General features: G+C 75.1%; 27 protein-coding genes and 1 pseudogene. 21 read left to right on the top strand and 7 right to left on the bottom strand.

Annotated elements, in window-relative coordinates:
* Positions 1–92 precede the first annotated feature (92 nt).
* Together sucD and sucC are read right to left on the bottom strand one after the other, a co-directional pair.
* Positions 93–978: pseudogene (gene sucD, locus KPL57_RS27780) on the bottom strand (succinate--CoA ligase subunit alpha).
* Positions 979–981: 3 nt separating this feature from the next.
* Positions 982–2172, bottom strand: a complete 1191-nt coding sequence (gene sucC, locus KPL57_RS27785) for an ADP-forming succinate--CoA ligase subunit beta (protein WP_301549002.1) — start codon at positions 2170–2172, stop codon at positions 982–984.
* A gap of 262 nt (positions 2173–2434) precedes the next feature.
* Between sucC and KPL57_RS27790 the strand changes: the two genes are divergently transcribed.
* The 3 genes from KPL57_RS27790 (at position 2435) to KPL57_RS27800 (ending at position 5302) form a co-directional block, all read left to right on the top strand.
* Positions 2435–3409, top strand: a complete 975-nt coding sequence (locus KPL57_RS27790) for a triacylglycerol lipase (protein WP_226353733.1) — start codon at positions 2435–2437, stop codon at positions 3407–3409.
* 422 nt (positions 3410–3831) lie between these two features.
* Positions 3832–4620, top strand: coding sequence for a M23 family metallopeptidase (locus KPL57_RS27795; protein ID WP_226353734.1), 789 nt, complete (start codon positions 3832–3834; stop codon positions 4618–4620).
* 49 nt (positions 4621–4669) lie between these two features.
* Positions 4670–5302, top strand: a complete 633-nt coding sequence (locus KPL57_RS27800) for a DUF1707 domain-containing protein (protein WP_226353735.1) — start codon at positions 4670–4672, stop codon at positions 5300–5302.
* A gap of 3 nt (positions 5303–5305) precedes the next feature.
* On the opposite strand, the gene KPL57_RS27805 is transcribed toward KPL57_RS27800, so the two are convergent.
* A complete protein-coding gene (locus KPL57_RS27805) occupies positions 5306–7741 on the bottom strand; it encodes a UvrD-helicase domain-containing protein (protein ID WP_226353736.1) in 2436 nt (811 codons plus the stop codon).
* Positions 7742–8003: 262 nt separating this feature from the next.
* Here KPL57_RS27805 and KPL57_RS27810 point away from each other — a divergent pair, with 262 nt between their 5' ends.
* Together KPL57_RS27810 and KPL57_RS27815 are read left to right on the top strand one after the other, a co-directional pair.
* Positions 8004–8318, top strand: a complete 315-nt coding sequence (locus KPL57_RS27810; RefSeq protein WP_226353737.1) for a chorismate mutase — start codon at positions 8004–8006, stop codon at positions 8316–8318.
* A gap of 302 nt (positions 8319–8620) precedes the next feature.
* On the top strand, positions 8621–10030 hold the full coding sequence (locus tag KPL57_RS27815; protein WP_226353738.1) for a hypothetical protein: 1410 nt from the start codon (positions 8621–8623) through the stop codon (positions 10028–10030).
* A 95-nt stretch (positions 10031–10125) separates the two neighbouring features.
* Here the strand turns inward: KPL57_RS27815 and KPL57_RS27820 are convergent, their stop codons facing one another.
* Both KPL57_RS27820 and KPL57_RS27825 read right to left on the bottom strand, forming a co-directional pair.
* A complete protein-coding gene (locus tag KPL57_RS27820; RefSeq protein ID WP_226353739.1) occupies positions 10126–10830 on the bottom strand; it encodes a response regulator transcription factor in 705 nt (234 codons plus the stop codon).
* Positions 10827–12140, bottom strand: coding sequence for a PspC domain-containing protein (locus KPL57_RS27825; protein ID WP_374203805.1), 1314 nt, complete (start codon positions 12138–12140; stop codon positions 10827–10829). Before KPL57_RS27825 ends, KPL57_RS27820 begins: the two co-directional genes overlap by 4 nt.
* A 325-nt stretch (positions 12141–12465) precedes the next feature.
* Here KPL57_RS27825 and KPL57_RS27830 point away from each other — a divergent pair, with 325 nt between their 5' ends.
* On the top strand, positions 12466–13707 hold the full coding sequence (locus KPL57_RS27830) for a PspC domain-containing protein (RefSeq protein ID WP_226353741.1): 1242 nt from the start codon (positions 12466–12468) through the stop codon (positions 13705–13707).
* A complete protein-coding gene (locus tag KPL57_RS27835) occupies positions 13700–13906 on the top strand; it encodes a hypothetical protein (protein ID WP_073576424.1) in 207 nt (68 codons plus the stop codon). The genes KPL57_RS27830 and KPL57_RS27835 overlap by 8 nt, the downstream gene beginning before the upstream one ends.
* Before the next feature lie 155 nt (positions 13907–14061).
* Here KPL57_RS27835 and guaA read toward each other — a convergent pair whose 3' ends face one another.
* On the bottom strand, positions 14062–15612 hold the full coding sequence (guaA, locus tag KPL57_RS27840; protein WP_226353742.1) for a glutamine-hydrolyzing GMP synthase: 1551 nt from the start codon (positions 15610–15612) through the stop codon (positions 14062–14064).
* A 155-nt stretch (positions 15613–15767) separates the two neighbouring features.
* On the opposite strand from guaA, the gene KPL57_RS27845 reads away from it, so the two are divergent.
* Complete coding sequence (locus KPL57_RS27845) at positions 15768–16709, top strand: hypothetical protein (protein WP_226353743.1); 942 nt, start codon at positions 15768–15770, stop codon at positions 16707–16709.
* Positions 16710–16712: 3 nt separating this feature from the next.
* Here the strand turns inward: KPL57_RS27845 and KPL57_RS27850 are convergent, their stop codons facing one another.
* The gene (locus tag KPL57_RS27850) at positions 16713–17147 is read right to left on the bottom strand and encodes a hypothetical protein (protein WP_226353744.1); all 435 of its coding nucleotides are present in this window, start codon (positions 17145–17147) and stop codon (positions 16713–16715) included.
* 98 nt (positions 17148–17245) lie between these two features.
* On the opposite strand from KPL57_RS27850, the gene KPL57_RS27855 reads away from it, so the two are divergent.
* From KPL57_RS27855 to mobF, 13 genes are all read left to right on the top strand, one after another.
* Positions 17246–17740: an FBP domain-containing protein gene (locus KPL57_RS27855; protein WP_226353745.1), complete on the top strand. Its 495-nt coding sequence runs from the start codon at positions 17246–17248 to the stop codon at positions 17738–17740.
* 278 nt (positions 17741–18018) lie between these two features.
* On the top strand, positions 18019–18264 hold the full coding sequence (locus KPL57_RS27860; RefSeq protein ID WP_226353746.1) for a hypothetical protein: 246 nt from the start codon (positions 18019–18021) through the stop codon (positions 18262–18264).
* Entirely contained in the window at positions 18261–18524 is a 264-nt protein-coding gene (locus KPL57_RS27865) for a hypothetical protein (RefSeq protein WP_226353747.1), read from the top strand. Before KPL57_RS27860 ends, KPL57_RS27865 begins: the two co-directional genes overlap by 4 nt.
* Positions 18521–18781 carry a hypothetical protein gene (locus tag KPL57_RS27870; RefSeq protein ID WP_226353748.1) on the top strand — a complete coding sequence of 87 codons (261 nt, stop codon included), beginning with the start codon at positions 18521–18523 and terminating at the stop codon, positions 18779–18781. Before KPL57_RS27865 ends, KPL57_RS27870 begins: the two co-directional genes overlap by 4 nt.
* The gene (locus tag KPL57_RS27875; RefSeq protein WP_226353749.1) at positions 18778–19053 is read left to right on the top strand and encodes a hypothetical protein; all 276 of its coding nucleotides are present in this window, start codon (positions 18778–18780) and stop codon (positions 19051–19053) included. Before KPL57_RS27870 ends, KPL57_RS27875 begins: the two co-directional genes overlap by 4 nt.
* 38 nt (positions 19054–19091) lie before the next feature.
* Positions 19092–19766 carry a hypothetical protein gene (locus KPL57_RS27880; RefSeq protein ID WP_226353750.1) on the top strand — a complete coding sequence of 225 codons (675 nt, stop codon included), beginning with the start codon at positions 19092–19094 and terminating at the stop codon, positions 19764–19766.
* Positions 19763–19981, top strand: a complete 219-nt coding sequence (locus KPL57_RS27885; RefSeq protein ID WP_226353751.1) for a hypothetical protein — start codon at positions 19763–19765, stop codon at positions 19979–19981. The genes KPL57_RS27880 and KPL57_RS27885 overlap by 4 nt, the downstream gene beginning before the upstream one ends.
* The gene (locus KPL57_RS27890; RefSeq protein ID WP_226353752.1) at positions 19981–20232 is read left to right on the top strand and encodes a hypothetical protein; all 252 of its coding nucleotides are present in this window, start codon (positions 19981–19983) and stop codon (positions 20230–20232) included. The genes KPL57_RS27885 and KPL57_RS27890 overlap by 1 nt, the downstream gene beginning before the upstream one ends.
* The gene (locus KPL57_RS27895) at positions 20232–21029 is read left to right on the top strand and encodes a hypothetical protein (protein ID WP_226353753.1); all 798 of its coding nucleotides are present in this window, start codon (positions 20232–20234) and stop codon (positions 21027–21029) included. Before KPL57_RS27890 ends, KPL57_RS27895 begins: the two co-directional genes overlap by 1 nt.
* Positions 21026–22885: a type IV secretory system conjugative DNA transfer family protein gene (locus KPL57_RS27900; RefSeq protein WP_226353754.1), complete on the top strand. Its 1860-nt coding sequence runs from the start codon at positions 21026–21028 to the stop codon at positions 22883–22885. The genes KPL57_RS27895 and KPL57_RS27900 overlap by 4 nt, the downstream gene beginning before the upstream one ends.
* A 3-nt stretch (positions 22886–22888) precedes the next feature.
* The gene (locus KPL57_RS27905) at positions 22889–23506 is read left to right on the top strand and encodes a hypothetical protein (protein ID WP_226353755.1); all 618 of its coding nucleotides are present in this window, start codon (positions 22889–22891) and stop codon (positions 23504–23506) included.
* A 107-nt stretch (positions 23507–23613) separates the two neighbouring features.
* Positions 23614–24204 (top strand): hypothetical protein, encoded by a 591-nt coding sequence (locus KPL57_RS27910; RefSeq protein WP_226353756.1) that lies wholly within the window; start codon positions 23614–23616, stop codon positions 24202–24204.
* 4 nt (positions 24205–24208) lie between these two features.
* Positions 24209–25726: a MobF family relaxase gene (mobF, locus tag KPL57_RS27915; protein WP_226353757.1), complete on the top strand. Its 1518-nt coding sequence runs from the start codon at positions 24209–24211 to the stop codon at positions 25724–25726.
* Positions 25727–25734 lie beyond the last annotated feature (8 nt).

Here is a 25734-nt window from a genome sequence, read left to right on the forward strand (position 1 = left end):
GGGTGAGGCGCACCTGGAGCACACAGCACGACGCGCGGGCACCCGGGGAAGTTCCCGGGGCCCGCGCGTCGGACGTGCGATCCGCTCTCCGATCAGGCGGAGAGGATCTCCTTCATCAGCGCGGCGGTCTCGGACGGCGTCTTGCCGACCTTGACACCGGCGGCCTCGAGGGCCTCCTTCTTGGCCTGCGCGGTGCCGGCCGAGCCGGACACGATCGCGCCGGCGTGGCCCATCGTCTTGCCCTCGGGGGCGGTGAAGCCCGCGACGTAGCCGACGACCGGCTTGGTGACGTTGGCCTTGATGAAGTCCGCGGCGCGCTCCTCGGCGTCGCCACCGATCTCACCGATCATCACGATGGCCTCGGTCTCGGGGTCCGCCTCGAACGCCTCGAGGGCGTCGATGTGGGTGGTGCCGATGACCGGGTCGCCGCCGATGCCGATGGCGGTGGAGAAGCCGAACTCACGCAGCTCGTACATCATCTGGTAGGTCAGCGTGCCGGACTTCGACACCAGGCCGATCCGGCCCGCGCCGGCGATGTTCGCCGGGATGATGCCCGCGTTGGACTTGCCGGGCGAGATGATGCCGGGGCAGTTCGGGCCGATGATCCGGGTCTTGTTGCCGGTGGCGACCGCGTGCGCCCAGAAGTACGCCGAGTCGTGCACCGGGATGCCCTCGGTGATGACGACGGCCAGCGGGATCTCGGCGTCGATGGCCTCGATGACCGCGTCCTTGGCGAACTTCGGCGGGACGAAGATGACCGACACGTCGGCGCCGGTCTCCTTGATCGCCTCCTCCACCGTGCCGTACACGGTGACGTCCTTGTCGCCGATGCTGTGCGTGGTCCCGGCCTTGCGGGCGTTCACACCACCCACGATGTTCGTCCCGGCGGCGAGCATCTTGGTGGCGTGCTTGTGTGCCCTCGCCGCCCGTGATGCCCTGAACGATGACCTTGCTGTTCTCGTTGAGGAAGATCGACATGTCTCAGGCTCCAGCGTTCGCGAGCTCGGCGGCCTTGGCGGCCGCGTCGTCCATCGTGCCCACCACGGTGACGAGCGGGTGGTTCGCGTCGGCGAGGATCTGACGACCCTCCTCGACGTTGTTGCCGTCCAGGCGGACGACCAGCGGCTTGGTCGCGTCGTCGCCCAGGATCTTGAGGGCCTCGACGATGCCGTTGGCGACCGCGTCGCACGCGGTGATGCCGCCGAAGACGTTGACGAAGACGCTCTTGACCTCGTCGTCGCCCAGGATGACGTCCAGGCCGTCGGCCATGACCTGCGCCGAGGCGCCGCCGCCGATGTCGAGGAAGTTGGCGGGCTTGACCCCGCCGTGCGCCTCGCCGGCGTAGGCGACGACGTCGAGGGTGCTCATGACGAGCCCCGCGCCGTTGCCGATGATGCCGACCTGGCCGCCGTCGAGCTTGACGTAGTTGAGGCCCTTGGCCTTGGCCTTCGCCTCGAGCGGGTTCTCGGTGCGCTCGTCGACCAGGTCCGCGTGCTGCGGGTGCCGGAAGTCGGCGTTGGTGTCCAGGGTGACCTTGCCGTCGAGGGCGATCACCTTGTCCTGCGGGTCACGGACCAGCGGGTTGACCTCGACCAGCGTCGCGTCCTCGGAGACGAAGGTCTCCCAGAGCTTCACGATCACGTTCGCGGCCTCGTCGGCGACGGCGGCCGGGATCTTGCCCGCGGCGACGATCTCGTCGGCCTTGGCCTTGTCGACACCGGCGATCGGGTCGATGGCGATCCGGGCCAGCGCGTCCGGGCGCTCGACGGCCAGCTGCTCGATCTCCATGCCGCCCTCGGCCGAGCACATGGCCAGGAAGGTGCGGTTGGACCGGTCCAGCAGGAAGGAGAAGTAGTACTCCTCGGCGATGTCGCTGGCCTCGGTGACCAGGACCTGGTGCACGGTGTGGCCCTTGATGTCGAGGCCCAGGATGGCCTCGGCCTTCTCCTTGGCCTCGTCGGCGTTCTCGGCCAGCTTCACGCCGCCGGCCTTGCCCCGACCACCGGTCTTGACCTGTGCCTTGACCACGACGGCGGTGCCCAGCTCGGCCGCCGCGGCCGCCGCGTCGGCGGCGTTGTCCACGGTCCGGCCCGGCAGCACCGGGACTCCGTGCGCGGCGAAGAGGTCCTTCGCCTGGTACTCGTAGAGGTCCACTCGGCTCTCCCGCTCCACTTCGCTCTCGCCGCGACCGGCGCGACCCCGGCTCGTTCTCCGGGCGCGCCCCGCACAAGGTGGCGGGCGGCAGCGGTCGCGGACGTCGGTGATGCTGCGTCGGGGAGCCTAGCCACGCCGCGCGCACCGGTCCTGACCTGGGCCGGTGACCGCTGTCACCCCGTCGGCGCAGTGCTCGATTCAGATCGACCGACCGAGTGATCGGGGCCACCGATCGTCCCGCGACACAGCGGAATCCTGTGACCTGCCTTACCTTTCGGACATGGCGACGTCGCTACCCGGAGGCGCTCGCCTGCGCGCGATCGCCGACGGGGCGCTGTCGACAGTGACGGCCGCGACGTCCGATCTCGGGCAGGCGGCGGGCTACGCCGCGCGGACCTTCACCTCGCGTGCGGGGCTGCGCGGGCTGGCGCTGGAGGGCGCCTGGCTGGCCGCGCACCTCGCGCTGTACCCGATCGGACTGGCCGAGGAGACCGTCCGGCCGCAGGGCCACTGGCGCACCGACAGCCTGCCACCGGTCAAGCGCAGCCTGGTCGTCGCCGACCCCACCGCCGCCGGGACGCCGATCCTGCTGGTCCACGGGATCATGGACAACCGCTCGGTGTTCACCGTGTTCGCCCACGAGCTGCGCCGGCGCGGCTTCGGGGTGGTGCACGCCATCAACTACAGCCTGTTCACCGACGACGTCCGCACCGCGGCGCACGAGCTGCGCGGCCACGTCGAACGGCTGCGCGAGGCCACCGGGTCGGACCGGGTGCACATCGTCGGACACTCCCTCGGCGGGGTGATCGCCCGCTACTACGTGCAGCGGATGGGGGGCGACGCCGTCGTCGACACCCTGGCGACGCTCGGCAGCCCGCACTCGGGCAGCAACCTGGCCCGGATCGCGCCGCTGCCGCTGTGCCGCCAGCTCTGCCCCGGCTCGGCGATCCTGCGTGAGCTGGACGAACCGGCCCCCGGCTGCCGGACCCGGTTCCTGGTGGTCTGGTCGCGGATGGACGAGATCATCGTCCCGCAGCGGAACTCCCGGCTGCGCCACCCGGACCTCGACGTCACCGAGCTGGAGCTCGACGACGTGGGCCATCTCGCACTGCCGGTGGACCGGCGCACGGTGCACTTCGTGGCGAGCACGCTGGCCCGCGGGGAGGCGGAGCGCCGCGAGCACGACCGGGTGCGCGACCGGCGGCTGCGCGGGTCGCTGCGGCTGGTCGGCCGGCACACCGCCGAAGGCGCATGAACACAGCCGAAGGCGCCTGAGCGTCCGGTCCGGGAGGGGGAACGGGATCCTCCGTTCGCCGTCGCGCCGCCGACCGCCCGACCGGTCGTCGATGATCCACGACCGTCCGCAACCGCACGGCGGGCCGCCGTTGCCGCTCGGCGGGGCCCGGGTTACCGTCGCGTTGTCCACGTCACGGACCGGTCACGGTGATCGGTGTCGCCCCGAACGACGCCATCCCCCGACGGAGCCCCCACTCCGACGATCACCGCCGAACGGCCCGCGGCGCCCTGAACACCAGAAGGGCAGTCTTGTCGCGCCACCGCTTCCCCAGCGGCGCCACGCGACCGGAGGCCCGGCCCGGCACGCTCCCCCCTGTGCCGCCGGCCGGTCACCGGCTCCCGGCGCTCCCGGCTCCCCCGCCGATGGTCTCGCGTACCCGTGTGACCGTGGCCGCGGCGGCCGGTGGCGCCCTGGTCGCGGCCGGTCAGACGGTCGCCGGAGCCCTCGGGGTGCCCGGCTGGGGCGGTGAGGCCTCGGTCGAGGAGGCCTACGCCCGGCTCGCCGCCTCGGCGATGCTGCCGGTGTCCAGCGACACCCGCCCGGCCGACACGACCGCCCCGATGGACACCTCCGCGATCGGCGGCGAGCAGCTCAGCGCGCAGGCCGCGTCGCTGCCCGACCTGGACTCCACCTCGAAGGTCGACGTCGCCAACCTGACGAAGGCCGCCCGGATGGGCCGCGAGGCCGCCAAGCTGGAGCGGGCCGTGACGACCGCGATGTCGCACGGCGCCCCGAAGGCGGTCATGTACAACGGCGAGGCCCTGGTCATGCCGACGGCCGGCCGGTTCACCTCCGGCTTCGGCGCCCGCTGGGGCGTGCAGCACAAGGGCATCGACCTCGCCGCCCCGATCGGCACCCCGATCTTCGCCCTGACCGACGGTGTCGTGGAGAAGTCCGGCCCCGCCAGCGGCTTCGGGATGTGGGTGGTGCTCAAGCACCCCGACGGCACCAGCACCGTCTACGGCCACATCAACCGGTCGTTCGTGCAGGAGGGCCAGCAGGTCAAGGCCGGCGACGAGATCGCCGAGGTCGGCAACCGCGGCCAGTCCACCGGCCCGCACCTGCACCTCGAGGTGTGGGAGCCGGACGGCACCAAGATCGACCCGCTGCCGTGGCTGGCCGCGCGTGGCCTCGACGTCACCGCCGCGACGGGCTCGCGCGACGCCTGATCGGCGAGCGCCGCTCCCCCGGCCCGCCCGGACGGTCCAGAATGGCCGGGTGGCGGACGAGTCGGCGTACCGGGTGGGGGACGGCGAGCGACGGGCGGTCGACGCCCGGCTGCAGCGCGCGCACGGCGAGGGACGGCTGTCCCTGCCCGAGTACGAGGAACGCTCGGCGAAGGCCTGGGCGGCCCGCACCCGCGCCGACCTGGAGCCGTTGACCCGTGACCTCCCGGCCGACACCGCCGGGGCACCCACGGCCGCCGTCGAGCAGGCGCCGACCACGGCCCTCCCGGCTCCGGCACCGGCCGGCGAGTTCGCCGCGGCCGCCGGGCGGCGCGCCGGCGGGCTCCTGGCCACGGCCGCGCTGGTCGTCGCCGCCGTCTGGGGCGGGTCGCAGGTGCTGCCGGTGACCGACGGCGTGACGGTGTTCGGGTCCCGCACCATCGGGGTCACCGCCGACACCCCGCGGGTGGGCGGGGTGCTGCTGTTCGGCTCGGTCGAGGTCGTGGTGCCCGAGGGCACCCGGGCGGACGTCTCCGGGTTCACCGTGTTCGGCTCGACCGCCTGCCCGACGGCGTGCGCCGCGCCGGGTGACCGGACGGTGGACGTGCACGTCGTCGGGGCGTTCGGGTCGGTGAAGGTGCTGACCCCGGCCGAGGCCGCGGCGCAGGACCGCGACGACGACTGAGGTCTACAGCTTCTGCATCGGGACGCCGCCGATCAGCATCAGCCGGACCGTCCCGCCCGAGCCGAAGTCGATCGTCACCGTCGCGCGCGGGCCGATGCCGTCGGCCGCGACGACGGTGCCCAGGCCGTACTTGTCGTGGTTGACCCGGTCCCCGACGTCGAGGTGCAGCGACTGGTTGTTCAGCGACCGCTCCGGGACCTTCCAGCTCCCGCGGTCGGTCGCCTGCGGCCGCTTCCCGAACCCGAACCGCCCCACCGGCGCCGACGGGCGCTGCGCGGCGAGCTGCTCCTCGGTGCGCCGCCAGTCGAGCAGCGACGGGGGCACCTCGTCGAGGAAGCGCGACGCCGGGTTGGTGCTGGGCTGCCCGAACGCGGACCGCACGATCGCCCGGGACAGGTAGAGCCGCTTCTCCGCGCGGGTGATCCCGACGTAGGCCAGCCGGCGCTCCTCGGCGAGCTCCTTCGGGTCCCCGAGGGTGCGCAGGTGCGGGAAGATCCCGTCCTCCCAGCCCGTCAGGAAGACCACCGGGAACTCCAGGCCCTTCGCCGTGTGCAGGGTCATCATCGTGACCACGCCGGAGTCGTCGTCGGGGATGGAGTCCGCATCCGCGACGAGCGCGACCCGCTCCAGGAAGGCGGCCAGCGAGCCGGGCTCCGGGACACCGGCGGGGGTGTCGTCGTAGGTGTCGGCCTCGCCCTCGGGGGCAGCGCCGTCGGGCGCCTCGCCGGACCCGATCGCGGCCCCGCCGTCCGACGCCAGGTCCGCGACGGCGGCGTCCCCCGCGAACTCCCGCGCCACCGTGACGAGCTCGGCGAGGTTGTCCATCCGGGTGCCGTCCTGCGGGTCCTCCGACGCCTGCAGCTCCTCCAGGTAGCCGGTGCGCGCGTAGACGGCCTCGAGGACCTCGGCGGTGTCGTCGCCGCGCTCGACGAGCTCGCGCAGCTCGTCGAGCATCCGCACGAACCCGGCGATGTTCTTCTGCGAGCGGGTCGCCAGGGCGGGGAGCCGCTGCGGCTCCTCGGCGGCGGCGCGCAGCGCGCGGGCGAACGAGGTGCGCTCGCGCTCGGCGTACTCGGCGACGACGGCCTCGGCCCGGTCCCCGATGCCGCGCTTGGGCACGTTGAGGATCCGGCGCAGGCTGACCGTGTCCTCCGGGTTGGACAGCACCCGCAGGTAGGCCAGCGCGTCGCGGATCTCGCGGCGCTCGTAGAAGCGCACCCCGCCGACGACCTTGTAGGGCAGCCCGACCCGCAGGAACACGTCCTCGAAGACGCGGGACTGGTTGTTGGTCCGGTAGAACACCGCGATGTCGGAGTTGCGGTACTCGCCGGTGTCGACGAGCCGGTCGATCTCGCGGGCGACGAACGACGCCTCGTCGTGCTCGTTGTCCGCGACGTAGCCGACGACGCGCTCGCCGTCGCCCGAGTCGGACCACAGCCGCTTGTCCCGCCGCTCCGGGTTGCGGGCGATCACCGCGTTCGCGGCGGACAGGATCGTCTGGGTCGAGCGGTAGTTCTGCTCCAGCAGGATGGTCCGCGCGTCCGGGAAGTCCTGCTCGAACTCGATGATGTTGCGGATGTTCGCGCCGCGGAAGGCGTAGATCGACTGGTCCGAGTCGCCGACGACGCACAGCTCGCCGGGGCGCCCGTTCGCCGTGGCCGGGGCGACGAGCTGGCGGACCAGCTCGTACTGGGCGTGGTTGGTGTCCTGGTACTCGTCGACCATGACGTGCCGGAAGCGGCGCCGGTAGTACTCGGCGACGGCCGGCAGCCGGTCCAGCAGCGAGACCGTCTCCATGATCAGGTCGTCGAAGTCGAACGCGTTCGCCTGGCGCAGCCGCGACTGGTAGACGCCGTAGACCTCGGCGATGCGCCGCTCGTGGTCGGTGGCGGCGCGCTCGGCGGCCTCGTCCGGCGAGACCAGCTCGTTCTTCAGGTTGGAGATCTGGGCGGCCAGGGCGCGCGGGGCGAACTTCTTCGGGTCCAGCTCCAGGTCGCGGCCGACGATGCCGACGAGGCGGCGGGTGTCGTCGGCGTCGTAGACGGAGAAGGCGCTGCGCACGCCGAGGTGCTTGGCCTCGCGCCGGAGGATCCGTACGCACATGGAGTGGAAGGTGGACACCCACATCGGCCCGGAGCGGCGCCCGACGAGGGCGTCGACGCGCTCCTTCATCTCGGCCGCGGCCTTGTTGGTGAAGGTGATCGCCATGACCTCGCCGGGGTGCACCCCGCGCTCGGCGAGCAGCCAGCCGATCCGGTGGGTGAGCACCCGGGTCTTCCCCGACCCCGCGCCGGCGACGATCAGCAGCGGCGAACCCGCATGCGTCACGGCCTCGCGCTGGCGGTCGTTGAGGCCTTCGAGCAGGCGGCGGCCCTGGGCCGTCGTCGGCTCGGCGGCGGCGGCGGGGCCCGTTCCGGGGAGTTCGAACAGCGCACTCATCGTGTCGAACACGGTACGCCGGGGGTCCGACAACCCCGCTCCGGCGTCGCCGGTCCCCGGAAACCACGGCGGCCCGGTGCGCCGGGTGGTCTACACTCGCGGCGTGGCACACGACAGGCGATTTCGCTACGGGTACCGGACCCCGGTTCCCGCTGCGCCGCCCGTCTGAGCCCAGACGCCACCCGCACGCCCCGGAGTCCGACGGACCCGGGGCGTTCGCATGTCCTCGGTCCCGACGGCCCGTGACCGAGACGAGGAGACCATGACCGTGACCGACCCCGCAGCCCCGCAGCCGAGCTCCGGCACGAGCACCGAGGTGCGCACCGGAGCCGATCCCGAGATCGACCAGCTGCGCCGGGAGATCGACCGGCTCGACGCCGAGATCCTCGACGCGATCCTCCGCCGCACCGAGGTCTCGAAGCGCATCGGCGCCGCCCGCATGGCCGCGGGCGGGCCGCGCATCGTCTACAGCCGCGAGATGGCGGTGCTGGACCGGTTCGCCGACCTCGGCCCCGAGGGCCGCGAGCTGGCGATGATGCTGCTGCGGCTGGGCCGCGGGCGTCTCGGCGGCCGCTGATCCTCGTGCGACACCCGGTCGCATCCCGCGACCGGCGTCGAGGTGACGACCGTTCGGCGATTCACGCGCAGTACACAGGGCGACACACCCGCACGGGCCCCACCTGGGGTTCAGGTCGGGGCACCCTTGCGCAGTGGTTGCCTTGCGAGGCAACGAGCAGGTCGAGCGGTCGGATACGGCCGATGAACGGGAACCACCCGATCGGGTGACCTGCGACGAGCGGAGTGTGATCACTTGGGGTTCAAGGGCTCTTTCCGGTACATCTTCCCGGGTCGAAATGACCCGAAGGAGGACGTGCGGCCGTGACCGACACACCTGCCGGAGCCCCGCTCCCCGGCGCCCCCGGCGCCACCGGGCCCCGCGACGTGGTGAGCGTCGCCGAACTGCTGGCGCGTCACTCGCGTGCGTCCCACGCCTCCTCCGACGGTGCGGGTCCGCTCACCGGGCCCGTCCTGTCCGTCGGTGACCTGCTGCGCCGCGAGGGGCGTCCCCCGGTGGCCGAGGGTGCGTCCGCCGACGCCGCCTCGGCCGGAGACATCGCCGCCGCGGGTGCCCCGGGCGGCTGGCCGGACATCGACCTCCCGCAGCCCCGCGCCGCGGCCGGCGCCGACGGCTGGACCGGCCGCCAGGTGTCCGGGCGTCGTCGCGCCGGTGTGGTCGCCGGCGCGCTGCTCGCCGCGGGCTCCGTGCTCGGCGCGGCCCTCTACAACGGCGTCGGCACCGAGAACTCCGACGCGCGCGCCGCCGCCGACGGGCTGTTCCCCGGCTTCGGCCTGCCCACCGCGGGCGACACCCCGGACACGCTGCCCGCCCAGTACCTCCCGGCGAACGTGGCACTGAGCACGCCGCTGCCGGACGCGCCCGCCACCGCCCCCGGCGCCACCGACTGGATGGCCGTCGCCTTCGGTCCGCAGCAGCCGGCGCAGGCCGTCGCGGCGGGCCGCACCCCGGGCACCGCCGCCGGGCCCGCCGTCGCGGTCCCCGCGCCCCGCACGCCCACCTCGCCCTCGACCGGGAACCCGGGCACCGGGTCCCCGTCGTCGCCGACGGTCCCGGCGCCGCGCGGCTCCGGCGGGACGGGCTCGCCGCTCGCCCCGATCGTCGCCCCCATCAACAACCCGGACCGGCCGTCCGCGGGCAACATCCTCGAGCCCGTGACCGGCACGCCGCCGTCGCGCGGCGGGACCAGCACCGGCCCGATCCAGGACGTCACCGAGAACGTCCGCCCGGTCGGGGACGCCGTCGGCGGCGTCGTCGCCCCGGTCGCGCAGGCCGCGGCACCGGTCGGGAAGACCCTCGGCGGTGCCGTGTCCCCCGTGACCGAGGCCGTCCGCCCGGTGACGAACGCGCTCAAGCCCGTCACCCGGCCCCTCACCGACACCCTCGAGCCGGTGACGACGCCGGTGCTCGGCGCGCTGTCGCCGGTCACCGAGCCCGTCCTCAAGAGCACCGAGCCGCTCACCGGCCCGGTCCTGAAGGCCGCCGAGCCCGTCACCGGGCTCCTCGACACCTCCGCGAAGAAGGCCACCGAGGACACCGGCTCCTCGTCCTCGGAGGCCACCCAGCCGCTGCAGGCCGTCACGAAGCCCGTGGGGCAGGTGGTCGGCACGGTGACCGAGCCGGTCGGGGGCGCCCTGTCCGGCGTGACCGAGCCGGTCGGCGGGGTGCTCGGCGGCGTCACGAAGGGCGCGGGCGGGCTGCTGGGCGGCTGACGCCCCACCCACGACGACGACGGCCCCGGTCCCTGCACACGCGGGGACCGGGGCCGTGTCGGCGTCCTTCCGGCACGCCCCGGTTGCTGCGCGACCTACACGAGCCTCCTGTCGGAAGCCCAGCGGGACAGCTCGTGCCGGTTCGACGTCTGCGTCTTGCGCAGCACGCTCGACACGTGGGTCTCCACCGTCTTCACCGAGATGAACAGCTCCTTCGCGATCTCCTTGTAGGCGTAGCCGCGGGCCAGCAGCCGCAGCACGTCCCGCTCCCGCTTGGTCAGCTGGTCGATCTCCGGGTCCACCGGCGGTGCCGCACCCGGCCGGTCGGAGAACGCGTCCAGCACGAACCCGGCCAGGCGTGGTGAGAAGACCGCGTCGCCGGCCCGCACGCGTCGCACGGCGTCGGCGAGGTCCCGGCCCGAGATCGTCTTCGTGACGTAGCCGCGGGCGCCGGACCGGATCACCGAGATGACGTCCTCGGCGGCGTCGGACACCGACAGCGCCAGGAACACCGCCTCCGTGCCCGCCGCGCGCGCCCGGCGCAGGATCTCCGCGCCCCCGCCGCCGGGCATGTGCACGTCGAGCAGCACCACGTCCGGCGCGAGGTGCCCGACGCCGGTCACCGCCTCGTCGACGGAGCCCGCCTCACCGACGACCTCCAGCACGGGGCTGCGCCCGTCGCCGCGGTCCAGCTCGGCGCGCACGCCGGACCGGAACAACGCGTGGTCGTCGACCAGGTAGACCCGGATACCGGTGTCGTCCGGACCGGCCGGGGTCCCCGGCACGTCGGCGGTGGTCATGCCGTCTCCTTCTCCGTCAGCGGCATCGACAGCCGCACCTCCGTACCCTCGCCGGCCCCGGTGCGGATCCGGACCGTGCCGCCGTGGCGGCGCATCCGGGCGTGCACCGAGTCCGCGAGGCCGTGCCGGTCGTCGGACACCGCGTCCGGGTCGAAACCGGTGCCGCGGTCACGCACGAACACCTCCGCCGCGCCCGGACCCTCGTCCGAGGCCGGCTCGACCTCCACGTAGACGTCGACCTCGGACGTCCCCGAGTGCTTCGCCGCGTTCACCATCGCCTCGCGCGCCGCCAGCACCAGGGCGCGCAGGTCGTCGTCGAGCTCGGCGTCACCGACCAGCACCGGGCCGACGGCCACCGCGTAGGTGTCCTCCACCTCGCCCGCGACGCGCGTGATCGCCGCCGACAGCAGCGTCTCCACCGCGTCCGGGGTGCCGCTGCCGCCCCGGGCGCGCCCGCCCGGCCCGTAGAGCCAGGCACGCAGCTCCCGCTCCTGGCCGCGGGCCAGCCGCTGCACCTCGCGCGGGTCGCCGGACTGGCGCTGGATCAGCGCGAGGGTCTGCAGCACCGAGTCGTGCAGGTGCGCGGCGATCTCGGCGCGCTCGGCGGCGACCGCGCGGGCCCGGCGCTCCTCGCCGAGGTCGCGCACCAGCCGTACCCACCAGGGGACGGTGAGCACCGCGACGCCCAGCAGCGTCGCCAACGCCGCGAGGATCCCGAACCGCACCTGGCTCAGGTCCAGGTTGCCGAGCAGGAACACCGCCAGCCCGGTCAGGACGAGCGCGGCGCCGAGCACGGTGCGGGCCAGCGCCGCACGACCGCCCGTGACGCGGCTGCGGGCGTCGCGCGCCCACCGCCGTCGCTGCGCCTCGTCGGCCTCCCGCCACACGACGGCCGCACCGACCGTCGCCAGCCCCAGCGGGCCGGCGATCCAGCCGAGCACGGCCGAGCCCGAGGTCGCCGCGACCAGCGACAACCCCAGCCCCAGCGTCACCAGCCCGGCGGCCTGCAGCCGTTCGGACCGGGTGACGGTCCGCTCGACGACGGCGGCCTCCTGCCGCAGGAACACCCACAGCAGGCCGTAGGCCAGCACCCCCGCCCAGCCGAGCAGGGTCAGCGCGACGAAGGCCGCCCGGATCCACCGGACGTCGACGCCGAGGTGGTCGGCCACCCCGCCCGCGACGCCGCCGACCATCCGGCCGGAGCGGCGCCGGGTCAGCGGGACGCGCGCACCGGGGCGCGGCGGTACCGGGCCGGCCGGCCGCGGGGGGACGGTGCCGCCTGACGGCGGGGGCACCGGGCCGGCGGGCACGGGCACCGTCGGCCCCGGTCCCCCGTCGGCCCCGGGCTCGGCAGCTCCGGACACGGCCGCCCCGGGCCCGGTCGCCCCGGGTGCGGCGGCGCCGGGCCGCGCGGTGCCGGGCAGCGCGACACCGTGCGACGGGGCCGCCCACGGAGCGGCGGTGGGCCGCGTCGGCGCGTCCGCCGACCCCGGTGCGGTACCGGTCGAGGGGTCCGAGCTGTTCACGACCCCATCGTCACACGACCCGCGCCGGATCCCCTCCGGATCGGGACCGGGGTCGTCTCGGGGTTGTCCCCGAGACGCCGGGGCCCGCCCGGACGGCAGGCTCGACGCCATGAACCAGACGCAGCTGCCCGGGAGCGGCCGACCACCGTCGGCGACGGCGACGGCCCGGAACACCATGCGCGACATGTGGGACTCCCGGCCCCTGCGTCCGCGCGACGACCGCAAGCTCGCCGGGGTCTCCGCCGCGATCGCGCGCCGCTACGAGATCGACCCGACGCTGGTCCGGGTGGGGTTCGTCGTCGCCGCGATCGTCGGCCCCGGCATCCCGCTCTACCTGGCGGGCTGCGCGGTCCTGCCGGACGCCGGCCCGCCCGGCAGCCCGGTCCCGCCGCGCAGCGGACCGTCCTCCGTGCTGTCGGTGACGCTGCTGGTCCTGGCCGCTCTGCTGGCGGTCCCGCTGGTGCTGTCCGCCGACCGCGTCATCCCCGCCGTCGTCACCGTCGCGCTGCTCGTCGCGCTGCACGTGACCCGGGGGAACCGGCCCGGGGCCCGGGAGGCCGCCGCGTCGCCGACACCCGTGGTGCCGTGGGTCGCGGACCCGCACGCCCCCACCGTGGCGCAGGTGACGCCACCGGCCTGGGACCCGCTCGGCGCCGCGCCGTTCGCCTGGGACCTGCCCGAACCGGGCCCGGAGCCGGGTCCGCCCCCGGCGCCCCGCTCGAAGCTCACACCGATCACGCTGGCCGTGTCGCTCGTCGTCGCCGGGATGGTAGGGGTGCTCGCCCTGGCCGCGCCGGGTGCGGTGCCGGCCTCGGCCGTCCCGGGGGCCGCGCTCGCCGTCGTCGGGATCGGGCTGGTCGTCGGTGCGCTGCGGCGCGCCGGACGCTGGCTGGTGCCGTTCGCGGTGCTGCTCGCGCTCGTCACGGCGGCCACCATCCCGCTCAACGACGCCGTCGGCCCCGACGGATGGGCCGTGCGCGATGGCATCGGGGAGACCGTCGCGGCCCCCGCGACCGTCGCCGAGCTCGCCCCGGAGTACCGGCGCGGCACCGGCACGGTCCAGCTCGACCTGACCCGCCTCGACCTCGCCGCGACGCCCGGCGCGACCGGGCCCGTCCGCACCCGGGCCGAGGTCGGCGCGGGGGCGGTGGAGATCCGGGTCCCGCGGGACGCCGACCTGCTCGTCCGCGGCTCGGTGGGCACCGGCGACCTGACCGTCGACGGGCAGACCCGCACCGGGCAGGACGTGAACCTGACCGTGAACGACCCCGGCCCGGACGGACCCGGTGGCCGGGTGCTGGAGCTCGACCTGCGGGCCGAGCTGGGAACCGTGGAGGTCACCCGTGGATAGCTCGCTCGCCCGTCGCGCCGACCCGTTCGCCCTCGTCGCCGGGGTCCTGTCGCTGCTGGTGGCGGTCTGCGGGGTCCTCGGGATCGCCCCGTGGGAGGTCGTCGACCTGCGCTGGGTGCTCGCCGGGACCGCCGTTGTGGCGGGGATCGCATTCCTGATGGCGAGTGTGCGTAACTCCCGGGCCACATCGGACGACTAAAGGGTCATCACGGGAGCCGGCGGGCTGGGGAGCACCGCCGGACCCGCCGCCGCCCGCGTGGCAGCGGTGTCCGACGGGGGTCGGACACCGCGAGGCCCGGGCTGGCCGGGGCGGGGCCGAGACATCGGCCCCGCCCCTGTTACGTCAGGCCCCGGTCACTCCCACTCGATGGTGCCCGGGGGCTTGCTCGTGACGTCGATGACGACCCGGTTGACCTCGGACACCTCGTTGGTGATCCGGGTGGAGATCCGCTCGACGACGTCGTAGGGCAGCCGGGTCCAGTCCGCGGTCATCGCGTCCTCGCTGGACACCGGGCGCAGGACGATCGGGTGGCCGTAGGTGCGGCCGTCGCCCTGCACGCCGACGCTGCGGACGTCGGCCAGCAGCACCACCGGGCACTGCCAGATCTCGCGGTCCAGCCCGGCGGCGGTCAGCTCCTCGCGGGCGATCGCGTCCGCGGCCCGCAGCGTCTCCAGCCGGTCGCGGGTGACCTCGCCGATGATGCGGATGCCCAGGCCGGGGCCGGGGAACGGCTGGCGGGCGACGATGACCTCGGGCAGCCCCAGCTCGGCGCCGACCATCCGGACCTCGTCCTTGAACAGCGCGCGCAGCGGCTCGACCAGGTCGAACTCGATGTCGTCGGGCAGACCGCCGACGTTGTGGTGGCTCTTGATCACCGCGGTGCCGTCGCCACCGCCGGACTCGACGACGTCCGGGTAGAGCGTCCCCTGGACCAGGAACCCGACGTGGTGGTCGGCGACGACCTCCGCCGTGGCCGTCTCGAAGACCCGGATGAACTCCCGGCCGATGATCTTGCGCTTCTGCTCGGGCTCGGTGACCCCGGCGAGCGCGTCGAGGAACCGGTCGGCGGCCTCGGCGACGTGCAGCGTCGCACCGGTGGCGGCGACGAAGTCCTTCTCGACCTGCTCGCGCTCCCCCGACCGCATCAGCCCATGGTCGACGAACACGCAGGTCAGCCGGTCACCGATGGCGCGCTGGACGAGCGCGGCGGCGACGGCGGAGTCGACCCCGCCGGACAGCCCGCAGATCGCGCGGCCGTCGCCGACCTGGGCGCGGATCGCCTCGACGGTGTCGTCGATGATCGACGCCGTCGTCCAGGACGGGCGGATGCCCGCGATGTCGTGCAGGAACCGGCGCAGCACCTCCTGGCCGTGCGGCGAGTGCCCGACCTCGGGGTGGTACTGCACGCCGGCGAGCCGCCGGTCGGTGTCCTCGAACGCGGCGACGGCGACCCGGTCGGTCGACGCGGTGACGGTGAAGCCCGCCGGCGCCGCGGTCACCGAGTCGCCGTGGCTCATCCACACCGGGTGCGTACGGGGCAGGCCCTCGTGCAGCGTGCCGGGGGTGCCGGTCAGCGCGACCTCGGTGCGGCCGTACTCGCGGGTGCCGTCGTGGGCGACCTCGCCGCCCAGCGCGCGGGCCATCGCCTGGAAGCCGTAGCACATGCCGAACACCGGGATGCCGGCCTCGAACAGCGCCGGGTCGACCGCGGGGGCGCCGTCGGCGTACACGCTCGCGGGGCCGCCGGAGAGGATCACCGCGGCGGGCTCGCGGGCCACGATCTCGGCGACGGGCAGGGAGGCGGGCACGATCTCGGAGTAGACGTCCGCCTCGCGTACGCGACGGGCGATGAGCTGCGCGTACTGGGCGCCGTAGTCCACGACGAGGACGGTCGGGGTCTGCACACGACCAGGGTAAACGGGCGATCCAGGTCACCCGCCGTCCGTACCGTCTCGTCGATCCTGATGATCCCCACCGGCCGCAGGTGGTGCGGCGTAACGGCGAGGCCCGGTTGCTCCGATGGGGGGATGACGGCACCGTACGACCTGGAGGCACCCCGATGGCCACCACCCCGACCGGCCACACCACCGGCACCGGCGACACCCCCGCCGACCCGGCCGTCGACGGCGCCACCACCACGACCGCCGCGCCGCTCGTCCCCGCCCAGCGGTCCGCGCCGGAGCAGGAGACCCGCCCGGCCGCCGGCACGCTCGGCACCGGCGCGCTCGGGGTGGACGCGCTGGGCCTCGGGGCGCTCGGCACCACCGGGCTGCTCGGCGGGACCCCGGCCCCGGTCGCCCCGGCGCAGGCACCCGCCGCGCCCCCCGTCGACGGTCCCGCGGTCGCGGAGCCGGTCCGGGAGTCCGCGGAGCCGGTTCCCGGGGCCGCGGTCGTCCCCCGGGCCCGCGCGTTCCGGGCCCGGATCCTGCCGGTGTTCCTGTGCGCCGCCGCCACCGGCACCGCGGCGATCGCCGCCGCGGGCCTGATCATGACCCCGTCGGCGACCTCCCCGCTGCCCACTCCGCAGAGCGTGACCGCCTCCGGCGCGACGGTGCCGCAGGGCCCGCCGCTGCCGCAGGCCGTCGCGGCGTCGCTGGTCGGGTCCGCCGCCGGGACCGGGCTGTGGGCCGGGGACCCGGTCGTCGCGATGACCGCCTGGCGCGACAACGGCGGGCTCACCCACCTCACCGCGATCGGCGACGGCTTCACCCGCGTCGCCGACGCCGCGGGCCGTCAGGACGCGGTGTCGCTCGCCGTCGCCTGCGGGCGGCTGCAGGCCGCCATCGACGCCGCGCGGGCCTACGACGCCGTGCCCGACGCCGTCGCGCAGACCTCCTGGACCGCGCTGCTCGACCACGGCACCGCCGCCGCCACCGCGGGGACCTCCGGGGCGCTCGCGCTGGACCCGTCGCAGCTGTCGGTCTTCACCGCGCAGTCGAACCTGGTGCGCGACGACCTGACGGCCGTCACCGACCGGGTCCGCGCCGTCCTGGCGGGCTGAGCCTCAGTCCTCGTGTCGCCCGCGCGAGCGCAGCGGCGGCGGCTGCACCGACCCGAGCAGCGCCCGCAGGTCCGCGGCGCTCGCGGCGCGGCGACCCAGGTCGACGGCGACCGTCGGCGCGATGTCGCGCAGCCGTCCGAGCAGGGCCGGGTCGGCCAGGTCGTACCGGCCGTCGGCGGTCCCGGTGACGATCGCGTCCGGGCGCAGCGCCCGCACCGCCTGCGGGTCCGGGCTGCGGTCGTCACCGACCGGGTCGACGCCGTCGAGCGTCCCCGCGCAGCCGACCAGCTGCGCGCCCAGCTCCAGCAGCAGCTCCCCCACCCGGGGGTCGGTCGCCACCACCCGCACGACCGGTCCGCGCAGCGGCACCGGGGTCCCGGTCGCGTCGACGAAGGCTCGTCCACCGCCCATGGCGGCTCCGGCGGTGGGGCGGCTCATCGGCGGGCTCCTCCTGGCTGACGACGGCGTCGCCGTCGAACCTACCGCGCCGAAACCCGCTCGACCCCCGCCGCGACGGGCGCCTAGCGTGGCCCGCCGTGACCAGCCCGACCGAGACCCGGATCCGCCGCGCCCTCACCAACTGCTCCAAGGGGGAGGCGACGCGGATGGTCCTGCCCGCGTGGGTCCGCGACCTGGACCTCGACCTGCTCGACGACGTCCGCGGCTGGCGTGACCCGAAGGCCCCCGACCGCGGGGTGCTGCTGGTCCCCACCGACGACGGCCCGGCCGGTGTCGTGCTGCGCGCCGCCACCGGTGCCGCCCGCGCGGCGGCGATGTGCGCGCTGTGCCGGACCACCCACACCGTCGGCGGGGTCGCGCTGTTCGCCGCCCCGCGCCGCGGCGCGAAGGGCCGCCAGGGCGACACCGTCGGCACCTACATCTGCGCCGACCTGGCCTGCGCCGAGCACGTGCGCGTCGAGACGGCGACGGCCGCGCTCAAGCCCGCCCCCGGCACGACCGTCGACGAGCGACGGGCCGGGCTGCGGGAGCGGGCCGCGGAGTTCCTGGCGGCCGTGACCGCCGAGGGGTGACTCAGGTACGCAGGTTCAGCCCGACCCGCTGGAACTCCTTCAAGGGCAGCATGTAGGCGCTGATGCGCCCCAGTCCGATCCTCGCTGGTCAGGTGGCCAGTGATGTGGCTCGGATGCGCCCGCGTCGGCGCTGATACGACGCATCGCGCGACCACACTGCGACCACGGGCGCGGGCTCCACCACCGATCACCGAGCGGCCTCATCCCCCACTCGGACGCCCCCGGGCGGCGCTGCGAACGCCGGCCCCGGGGACTTGATCGCACTGGAGTTGCGACCCGTGACCACCATCCTGACGCACACCGACTCCCCCGCCCAGCCCGCACACCTCTGCGAGGACTGCGGAATCACCGACCCGGACACGCCCATCACGGTCGTCGACGAGATCGGACCGCGCACCGTCTGCGCACTCTGCGCGATCGTGCTCATCGGAGAGAACGACGGTTCCGCCGATGTCGCCCCCATGACCATCGTCATGGGCATCGTCGTCCAGCCGGCGGCCACGCCCCTCGCGGTGACCCGGTGACCCGGCCCGCGCGGCGTCGCCACGAGTTCGGCGGCCTGGTGCCGCCCCTGTGCGAACCCCGACCGCCCATGCCCGGCCGGGCGCCCCGCAAGATCAGCGTGCTTGCCCCGCCGCAGCGGCTGCCGCTGATCACGGTCAAGGTGCACTCCCTGATCTGCGGATTCGCGAGCATGGACCCGCACCCCCACGACCGGGCGCTCGCGCAGTGCCGCGGCTGCCACCTGTGGGTCTACCTGCCGTCTGCGGGAGGCCCGCGGTGAGCGCCGCGTTCCTGACGATCAGCCCGGGCGAGGACATCTCCTGCCGCCGCCAGCAGTGGGTTGCAGCGTCCGGCCAGTCCTTCGACACGATCACCGCGCAGTGCGGCCCGATCGCGGTGCAGGGCGACGTCGGCGAGATGGTCCGGTTCCGCGACGAGCTGACCCGCGCGATCGGCGATGCCGTGCCCCCCGTTGAGTGCGTGCGTCGGCCCGCCTGCACGGTGGCGGACCAGCCGGACGGCGGTGGTCCGCGATGACCGCGACCCTTCCGCTCGACGTCGACGACACCACCGGCTGCCCGATCGCCAACATCTGCGTCGGGTGCGGGCAGCCCGGCGATGACCTCGCGGTCACCACCGTCGGGACCGTGCTCGGGGTGCTGTGCCTGACCCTGTGCGATGTCTGCGCCGCCGCCGGGATCGTCCCGGTCCGGACCGCGCCGGCCACGGCCCACGCGGTCGCGACCCACCTCGAGCACCTGAGCGGCGACGTCAGCGAGCTGGCCACGACCACCGGGGGCGACCGGTGACCGCAGCTATCGCCATCAGGCAGACCGAACCTTGCCCCGTGGACTTCCCCAGCCGCCCCTCCGACCTCGACGGGATCGGGCACCTCCAGCCCGTCCTGGACTCCCTGTACGAGCACCGGGCCCGCCTCGCGCAGGCCCGGCTCGGCGGCGACCCGCCCGAGCCGGGCGACCGGCTCGCCGTGCGGGCAATCGCCGCTCTGGCGACCGGGCGGGCCATCGCCAGCCGCATGCTCTCCGAGCGGTGGGCCGACGCCCGCGACGCGCTCGCCCACGGTGCCACCGTCGAGCAGGTCGCCGCCGCGATGGCGCTCGACGTCGCCGACGTCCGGACCGGGCTACGGCACTGGGTGAAGGCGCAGGAGCGACGCCACCTCGAGGCCGCGACGCTCGACGACCTCGACGAGCCTGTCCCGCTCGCGGCGGCCCGCGAGCACCGCGCGGTGCGGCTCGCGACCGATCAGCGAACCTGGCTGACCACGAGCCAGACAGCCGAACGCATCGGCCGGGATCCAAGCAACGTCCGCCGCCTCGTGGGCGAACACCGGCTCCACGGCCACCAGCGGATGGACCAGGCGGGGAGACCCCAGCACCGGTCCCGGTGGACGTTCGCGAGCACAGCGATCGACGTGTTCGTCCAAGGCGGCGACGAGGCCGCACAACGGCGGGCATGCGGGTGCGTTCAGGGAGCGAGCCGCGGGGGTGGTCGGCGATGACCGACCAGAAAATCGTCGAAGCGCTACTCGCGGCCGCCTTCCTACTCGTCGGCCTGGCGATCACGGGCTGGGCGCTGGCCGGTGAGCTCGGCGTCTGGGCCGCGATCCTGGCCGCAATCGGCGGCTACCTCACGGTCCGCCTCGTACGCCGAGAGAAGCGGATCCGGCGGCGCGCCGCCCAGCCGATGCGCCCAACCGACGGCGGGGACCGGTGATGGTGTTCGCCACGGTTGTGGCCGCTGTCGTGGCGCTGCTGCTCGCCGGCCACGGCTGGGTGACCCTGGCCGCCGCCCTGGCAGCCGGGTTCCTCGCCCTGCTCGGCGAGTCGGCGCTGTTCCCGAACGCCCGATGCCTGCTGTGCCGGGGGAAGGCCCGCTCCTACGGCCTCCCCGGAACGTGGCGGGACTGCCCCGGCTGCGGCGGCTCCGGCCGGCGACGACGCCTACTCGCCCCTGGAGGCCGTTGATGACCGCGACAGCCGCACCGTCGTGGCTGGCGATCGCCGCGGCGGTCACCCCGCTCGCGGTGTCGCTGGCCGCGAACATCACCTGGGGCGTGTCGACCGGGTCGGCGATCCTTGTCGTCGCCGGGATCGTGACGCCGCTGCTCCTCGTCCTGGCGATCGAGCGGTGGCGGGTCATGCCCCCGGCCGTCGGCGTGCAGTGGTGGGTCCGGACGCTCGCGATGTCCGGGGTCGTCGTCGTGGTCGCCGGCTGGTCGTGGCTCCACGCGACCGCGCTGCTCCTCGCCGAGGTCGAGAAGCTCCACCCGGGGCTGCCCGCGCCCGGGATGGACACCGTCCTGCGGAACGTCGAGCTGACCCTGTGCGTGCTCGCGCCGCTGGCCATCGACGGGCTGGCCGTCCTGTCCGTCCTCGCGCTCGACGTGGACAGCCGGACACCGTCAGCCGATCGAGCCGACGACCAGCAGACCTGCGCCAGGATCCTTGCTTTCCAGGAACGCGAGGACGCCGACGACAGCACCGAGGACGGTGTGGACGAGGACACGTCGCCCGGCGAGCGGGAGCCTCCTCCGCTACCGCCGGACTGGTGGGCATCCGCCGAGCTCGTTCCAGCGCGCCCCTCCGTGTCGCAGCCGCCTCGTCCCGCGAGCGAGGTCGACGAGGACCACGCCGCCCGCCTGATCGCCGAGGGCGCCGGCCGTCGCCGACTCGCGAAGGAACTCGAAATCTCCGAGCACGCCGCCCGCGAGCTTCTCGCCGAGCACCGCGGCGCCGACGCCACCGCAGGAGCCACCCGATGACCACCCCGCCCGTCCCCACCGACTTCCAGACCAGCGCCCTGCTCATCGCCCTCGCGGTGTGCGCCGTCGGCGCCCTGGCCGCGCACCGGCGGCACGCCCGCTGGTGGCACGCCGCCGCCATGGCCGCCGCCAGCGGGTGCGTCATCGGCGTCGCCCGCCTCGAACCCGGCTGGACCGCTCTCACCGCCGCCCTGGCCGCCCTCGGCGCGGCCGGGTGGTGGTGGGTCCGCCGCGGCCGCACCTCGGCGACCGTCACCCGGTGGGGCGCCGCCAGCCGCCGCAAGATCGGCGTCGCCTCCACCATCGACCTCGCCCGAACCGCGTCCGGACCGGCGATGCGCCGCCGCGCCGCCACCGTTCGGCCCTCCACCGCGGCCATGACCCGCCGCCAGCGGGCCCGGCTCCCCATCGGGGAGGTCGCCGTCGAGCTGTGCCGCACCTCCGGGATCCGGCTCTACGCCTCCGTCGAGGACGTCACCGTCATCTTCGGCGGGCCCCGCACCGGGAAGACCGGATGGCTCGCCGGGCGGATCATCGACGCCCCCGGCGCGCTACTGGTCACCTCCACCCGCACCGACGTGCACGACCTCACCGCCGCCCTGCGCGCTCGCCGCGGACCGGTCGGGATCTTCAACGCCGCCGGCCTCGGCGGGCTCGCCTCCACCATCACCTTCGACCCGCTCACCGGCTGCCGCGACGCCACCACCGCCGCCGAACGCGCCGCGGACATGCTCGGTGCCACCAGCACCGGCGGAGGCGGTGACCGCGAGTTCTGGGACGGGCAGGCCCGCCGTGTCCTCGGCGCGCTGCTGCACGCCGCTGCCCTCGGCGAGCTCGGGATGCGCGAGGTCCTGGACTGGGTGTCCGACCCCGATACCGCTCAGGCCCGGGTGACCGCGCTGCTGCGCCGCGCCGGAGACAGCCCCGTCGTCCAGGACGCCGCCCAGTTCCTCGCCACCAACGACCGCACCCGGTCCTCGATCACCTCCACGATCATGCCGGCGCTCGGCTGGCTCGCCCGCCCCGCCGCAGCCGCCGCCGCCGAGCCGGGACGATCCCTCGACGTCGCTCAGCTGCTCCGCGACCGCGGCACCGTCTACCTCCTCGGCGCCGAGGAGTCTCAGACCGCGCCGCTGGTGTGTGCGCTCACCGGGCACATCGCCCGCGAGGCCCGCCGCATCGCCGCCAGCCGGCCCGGCGGGCGGCTCGACCCGCCGCTGACCCTCGCCCTCGACGAGGCCGCCCTGATCTGTCCCGTCCCGCTGCACCAGTGGACCGCGGACATGGGCGGGCGCGGCGTCACCATCCTCGCCGCGTTCCAGTCACGCGCGCAGCTCCTCGACCGCTACGGCGAAGCCCGCGCCGCGGTCATCCTGAACAACACCACCGCGCGGCTCCTGTTCGGCGGCACCGCCGACCGCGACGACCTCACCTACTGGTCGACCCTCGCCGGGGAGCGCGACGAGCCGGTCGTCACCACCGACGACCACGGCCGCGTCACCTCCCGCTCGGTGCGTAAGGTGCCGGTGCTCTCCGCGGCGCAGCTGGCGAACCTCCCGGGCGGGCACGTCGTGGTGTTCCGCCGCGGGATGGCCCCGGCGGTCGGACGGGTACAGATGGCGTGGCGGCGCCGCGACGTCCGCGCCCAGGCCCGCGTCGACGCCCGCACCACCCGGGCGGTCGTCGACGCCGCCGAGACCGCCACCCGGGAGACAGCCACCCACCGGGCGGACGCCACCCGGGCGGACCAGCCGCACCCGGGCGGGCGACCCACCACACCCGCCACCCACCCGGGCGGGCGGGCGATCCCGGCCCCCACCCGCCCGGCGGGCGACCACACCCGGGCCGGGCGGTAGCCCATGACCGACGACGACGCCCGCCTCACCGCCCTCGCCCGCGGCCTGGAGCGCACCGACCGCCGGGTGGAGAAGCTCTCCGGGCAGCTCCACTCCCTCGCCGGGGACCTCACCCGGGTCGCCGACGCCCTCACCGGCGGAGCGGACGGTGACAAGCCGCCCGCGGTCCGGTCGTGGCTTCTCGCCGACGACCCCGCCGCAGCAGCCGACGACCTCGCGGCGCTGTGCGAGTGGCTCACCGCGGTGTTCCTCCAGTACCCCGAGACCGCGCTGCCGACGTGCTGGATGTGGCACCCCGCCGTCGTCGAGGAGCTGCTGTGGCTACGCGGCGCCCACGCCGCCGCCTACACCGGCCCCGACGCCTCCTGGACCCGTGTCGGGGACTGGCACGACCGTCTCCGGCCCGGCGTGCTGCGCCGCCTCGCGAAGCTCACGACCGGCTGCGAGCTGTCACTCCATCAGCCCGGGCAACGCGCCCATGAGCCGCCCCAGGCCGTCCCGCTCGGCTACGCCGCCGCCGAGATCGCCGCCGCCTGGACCCTCGACCGCCGCCACCCCGACCCCAACCCCACGCAGCTCGACGACGCCGACGAGTACCTCGACAGGAGCCACCGATCGTGACCCACCAGAGCAGCACCGAGAACGACCTCACCAGCGACCAGAACGACCACCAGCAAGATCACGAGCAGACCTCAGAACGACCCATCACACCAAGGCATCACGATCAGATGGGGCGCCGCGACACGGCTGCCGGGCCCGGCGCGCAGCGCGCCGCGGGGGAGCGCGTCCCGGCCGCCGGCGGGCGCACTGTCACGGTCCACGACGAGCCCGTGCGGGTCCACACTGAGCAGGTCGAGCTGACCGCGCTCGGGCGCGACGACTGGTTCATCGGCCCGAGCGGCGACCTCTACGAGGTCGCGCAGCCAGCCGCCGAGCACCCGTCGGGCTGGGTCGAGGTCACGGACCTGTCGATGTCCGACGACGCCGAGCAGGCCGCTCAACGCCGCGGTGTTGCCGAGCCGGGCACGAGCCCCCGCGACGGGTTCTTCTCCTACGCCACCCTCGTCACCATCGACCGGGTCGTCGGGCTCGCGCCGGCCACCGAGCAGGGCGCCGCCAGCGAGCAGCGCGCCGCCGTGCTCCGGTGGCTGACCGCCCGCTGGACCAGACATGGCAGCGACATCGACACCGAGGTCCGCCGCGCGACAGCGTCAGTCGACCGACTGCGCGCGGCATCCACCCGTCGAGCCGCCGAGAACGGCTGCGTCCGGGACGCAACAGCGGACGCCCGTCAGACCGACGACGGGCGGGAGCGCTGAGTCGATGCTGAGCCTGTCCACCGGACACGACACCCGCTACCTGACCGACGCCGTCGCTGGCGGCCGGGAGGGCTACTACACCGGCGCCGTCGCCGCGGGCGAACCCGCCGGGCGCTGGTACGGGGCCGGGGTCGAAGCGCTGGGCCTGGCGGGCGAGGTCGACGCCACGACGATGGAAGCGCTGTACTCCCGGCTGCTCGACCCGCGGGACCCGGCCGCCCGCGGGCGGGAGACGTGGGACGAGGCCCGCCCGCTCGCCCGGGGCCACCGGGCGTACCGCACCGCGGACCAGGTGTACGACGCCCTGGTGGCGGGCGAGCCGGGCGCCGGCCCGGAGCGGCGAGCGGAGCTGCGCGCCCAGGCCGACCGCTCCGCCCGGCAGGCCGTGTCGTTCATCGACGCCACGTTCTCCGCGCCCAAGAGCGTCACGGTGCTGGCGGCGGCGTTCGAGCGGGCCGCGAACGACGCCCGCGCCGCCGGGGACCTGGAGGCCGCCGAGGCGTGGGCCACCCACCAGCAGGCGGTCGAGGACGCCGTCATGGCCGGGGCCCGCGCGAGCATCGACTACCTGCAGGACGTCGCCGGGTACTCCCGCGCCGGGCACCACGGCGGCGGCGCCGGGCGGTGGGTCGACGCCCACGGCTTCGTCGTCGCCCAGTTCCTGCAGCACGACTCCCGCGACCGGGACCCGCAGCTGCACGTGCACCAGGCGATCCTCAACCGGGTCCGGTGCGCCGACGGGACGTGGCGGACCCTGGACTCGCGCGGGCTGCACATCGCCCGCGCCGCTGCCGGTGCGATCGCCGAGCGGGTCATGGAGGCCCACCTCGCCCGCGCCCTGGGGGTGCGGTTCGAGACCCGCCCGGACGGGAAGGCCCGCGAGGTCGTCGGCGTCCCCCGCGCCGTGATCGACATGTTCTCCTCGCGGCGCCGCGCGGTCACCGCGAAGGCCGCCGACCTGATCGCCGCCTACCGGGCCCGGCACGGGCGGGAGCCGTCGCCGCTGGAGCGCACCCGGATCTCCCAGCGGGCGACCCTGGCGACGCGGCGGTCGAAGTCCCACGACGGGGAGACCGCCGCCCAGCGCCTCGACCGGTGGGACGCCGAGCTCCGCGCCGAACTCCGCACCGGGCTGGCGGAGGTCGCGTCCATGGTCCTGGGCCGCGCCCAGGACGGTGGCCCGGCCGCGACCTGGTCGGAGCGCGACGTCGTCGAGCGGGCGCTGGCCGCGCTCGGCGACAAGCGGACCTCGTGGTCCCGGTCCGACCTCGTGCGCGCCGTGTCCGACGCGCTGCCCGGGCACCTCGACGTCGACCCGGCCCGGATCCGGGCGCTGCTCGACGGCCTCGCCGACGCTGCGGAGCCGAACGCGGTGAAGCTGACCCGCGACGAGCCCACCGAGGGACTGCCCGACGAGCTGCTGCGTGAAGACGGGTCGTCGCAGTACGCGCAGCCCCGGGGCAGCTGCGCGCCGAGCAGGCCCTGCACGACGCCGCCGTCGAGCGCGGTGCCGCCGCGCTGACCGCGGAG

This window comes from Pseudonocardia sp. ICBG601 (assembly GCF_020496245.1).

Coding starts and splice junctions, on each gene's coding strand:
- KPL57_RS27910 (WP_226353756.1), top strand. CDS start 23,614: ATGGGGCGCCGCGACACGGCTGCCGGGCCCGGCGCGCAGCGCGCCGCG.
- KPL57_RS27820 (WP_226353739.1), bottom strand. CDS start 10,830: ATGACCACCGCCGACGTGCCGGGGACCCCGGCCGGTCCGGACGACACC.
- KPL57_RS27900 (WP_226353754.1), top strand. CDS start 21,026: ATGACCACCCCGCCCGTCCCCACCGACTTCCAGACCAGCGCCCTGCTC.
- KPL57_RS27905 (WP_226353755.1), top strand. CDS start 22,889: ATGACCGACGACGACGCCCGCCTCACCGCCCTCGCCCGCGGCCTGGAG.
- KPL57_RS27875 (WP_226353749.1), top strand. CDS start 18,778: ATGACCGCGACCCTTCCGCTCGACGTCGACGACACCACCGGCTGCCCG.
- KPL57_RS27790 (WP_226353733.1), top strand. CDS start 2,435: ATGGCGACGTCGCTACCCGGAGGCGCTCGCCTGCGCGCGATCGCCGAC.
- KPL57_RS27810 (WP_226353737.1), top strand. CDS start 8,004: ATGACCGTGACCGACCCCGCAGCCCCGCAGCCGAGCTCCGGCACGAGC.
- KPL57_RS27805 (WP_226353736.1), bottom strand. CDS start 7,741: ATGAGTGCGCTGTTCGAACTCCCCGGAACGGGCCCCGCCGCCGCCGCC.
- KPL57_RS27890 (WP_226353752.1), top strand. CDS start 19,981: ATGGTGTTCGCCACGGTTGTGGCCGCTGTCGTGGCGCTGCTGCTCGCC.
- KPL57_RS27850 (WP_226353744.1), bottom strand. CDS start 17,147: ATGAGCCGCCCCACCGCCGGAGCCGCCATGGGCGGTGGACGAGCCTTC.
- KPL57_RS27895 (WP_226353753.1), top strand. CDS start 20,232: ATGACCGCGACAGCCGCACCGTCGTGGCTGGCGATCGCCGCGGCGGTC.
- KPL57_RS27845 (WP_226353743.1), top strand. CDS start 15,768: ATGGCCACCACCCCGACCGGCCACACCACCGGCACCGGCGACACCCCC.
- KPL57_RS27830 (WP_226353741.1), top strand. CDS start 12,466: ATGAACCAGACGCAGCTGCCCGGGAGCGGCCGACCACCGTCGGCGACG.
- mobF (WP_226353757.1), top strand. CDS start 24,209: ATGCTGAGCCTGTCCACCGGACACGACACCCGCTACCTGACCGACGCC.
- KPL57_RS27885 (WP_226353751.1), top strand. CDS start 19,763: ATGACCGACCAGAAAATCGTCGAAGCGCTACTCGCGGCCGCCTTCCTA.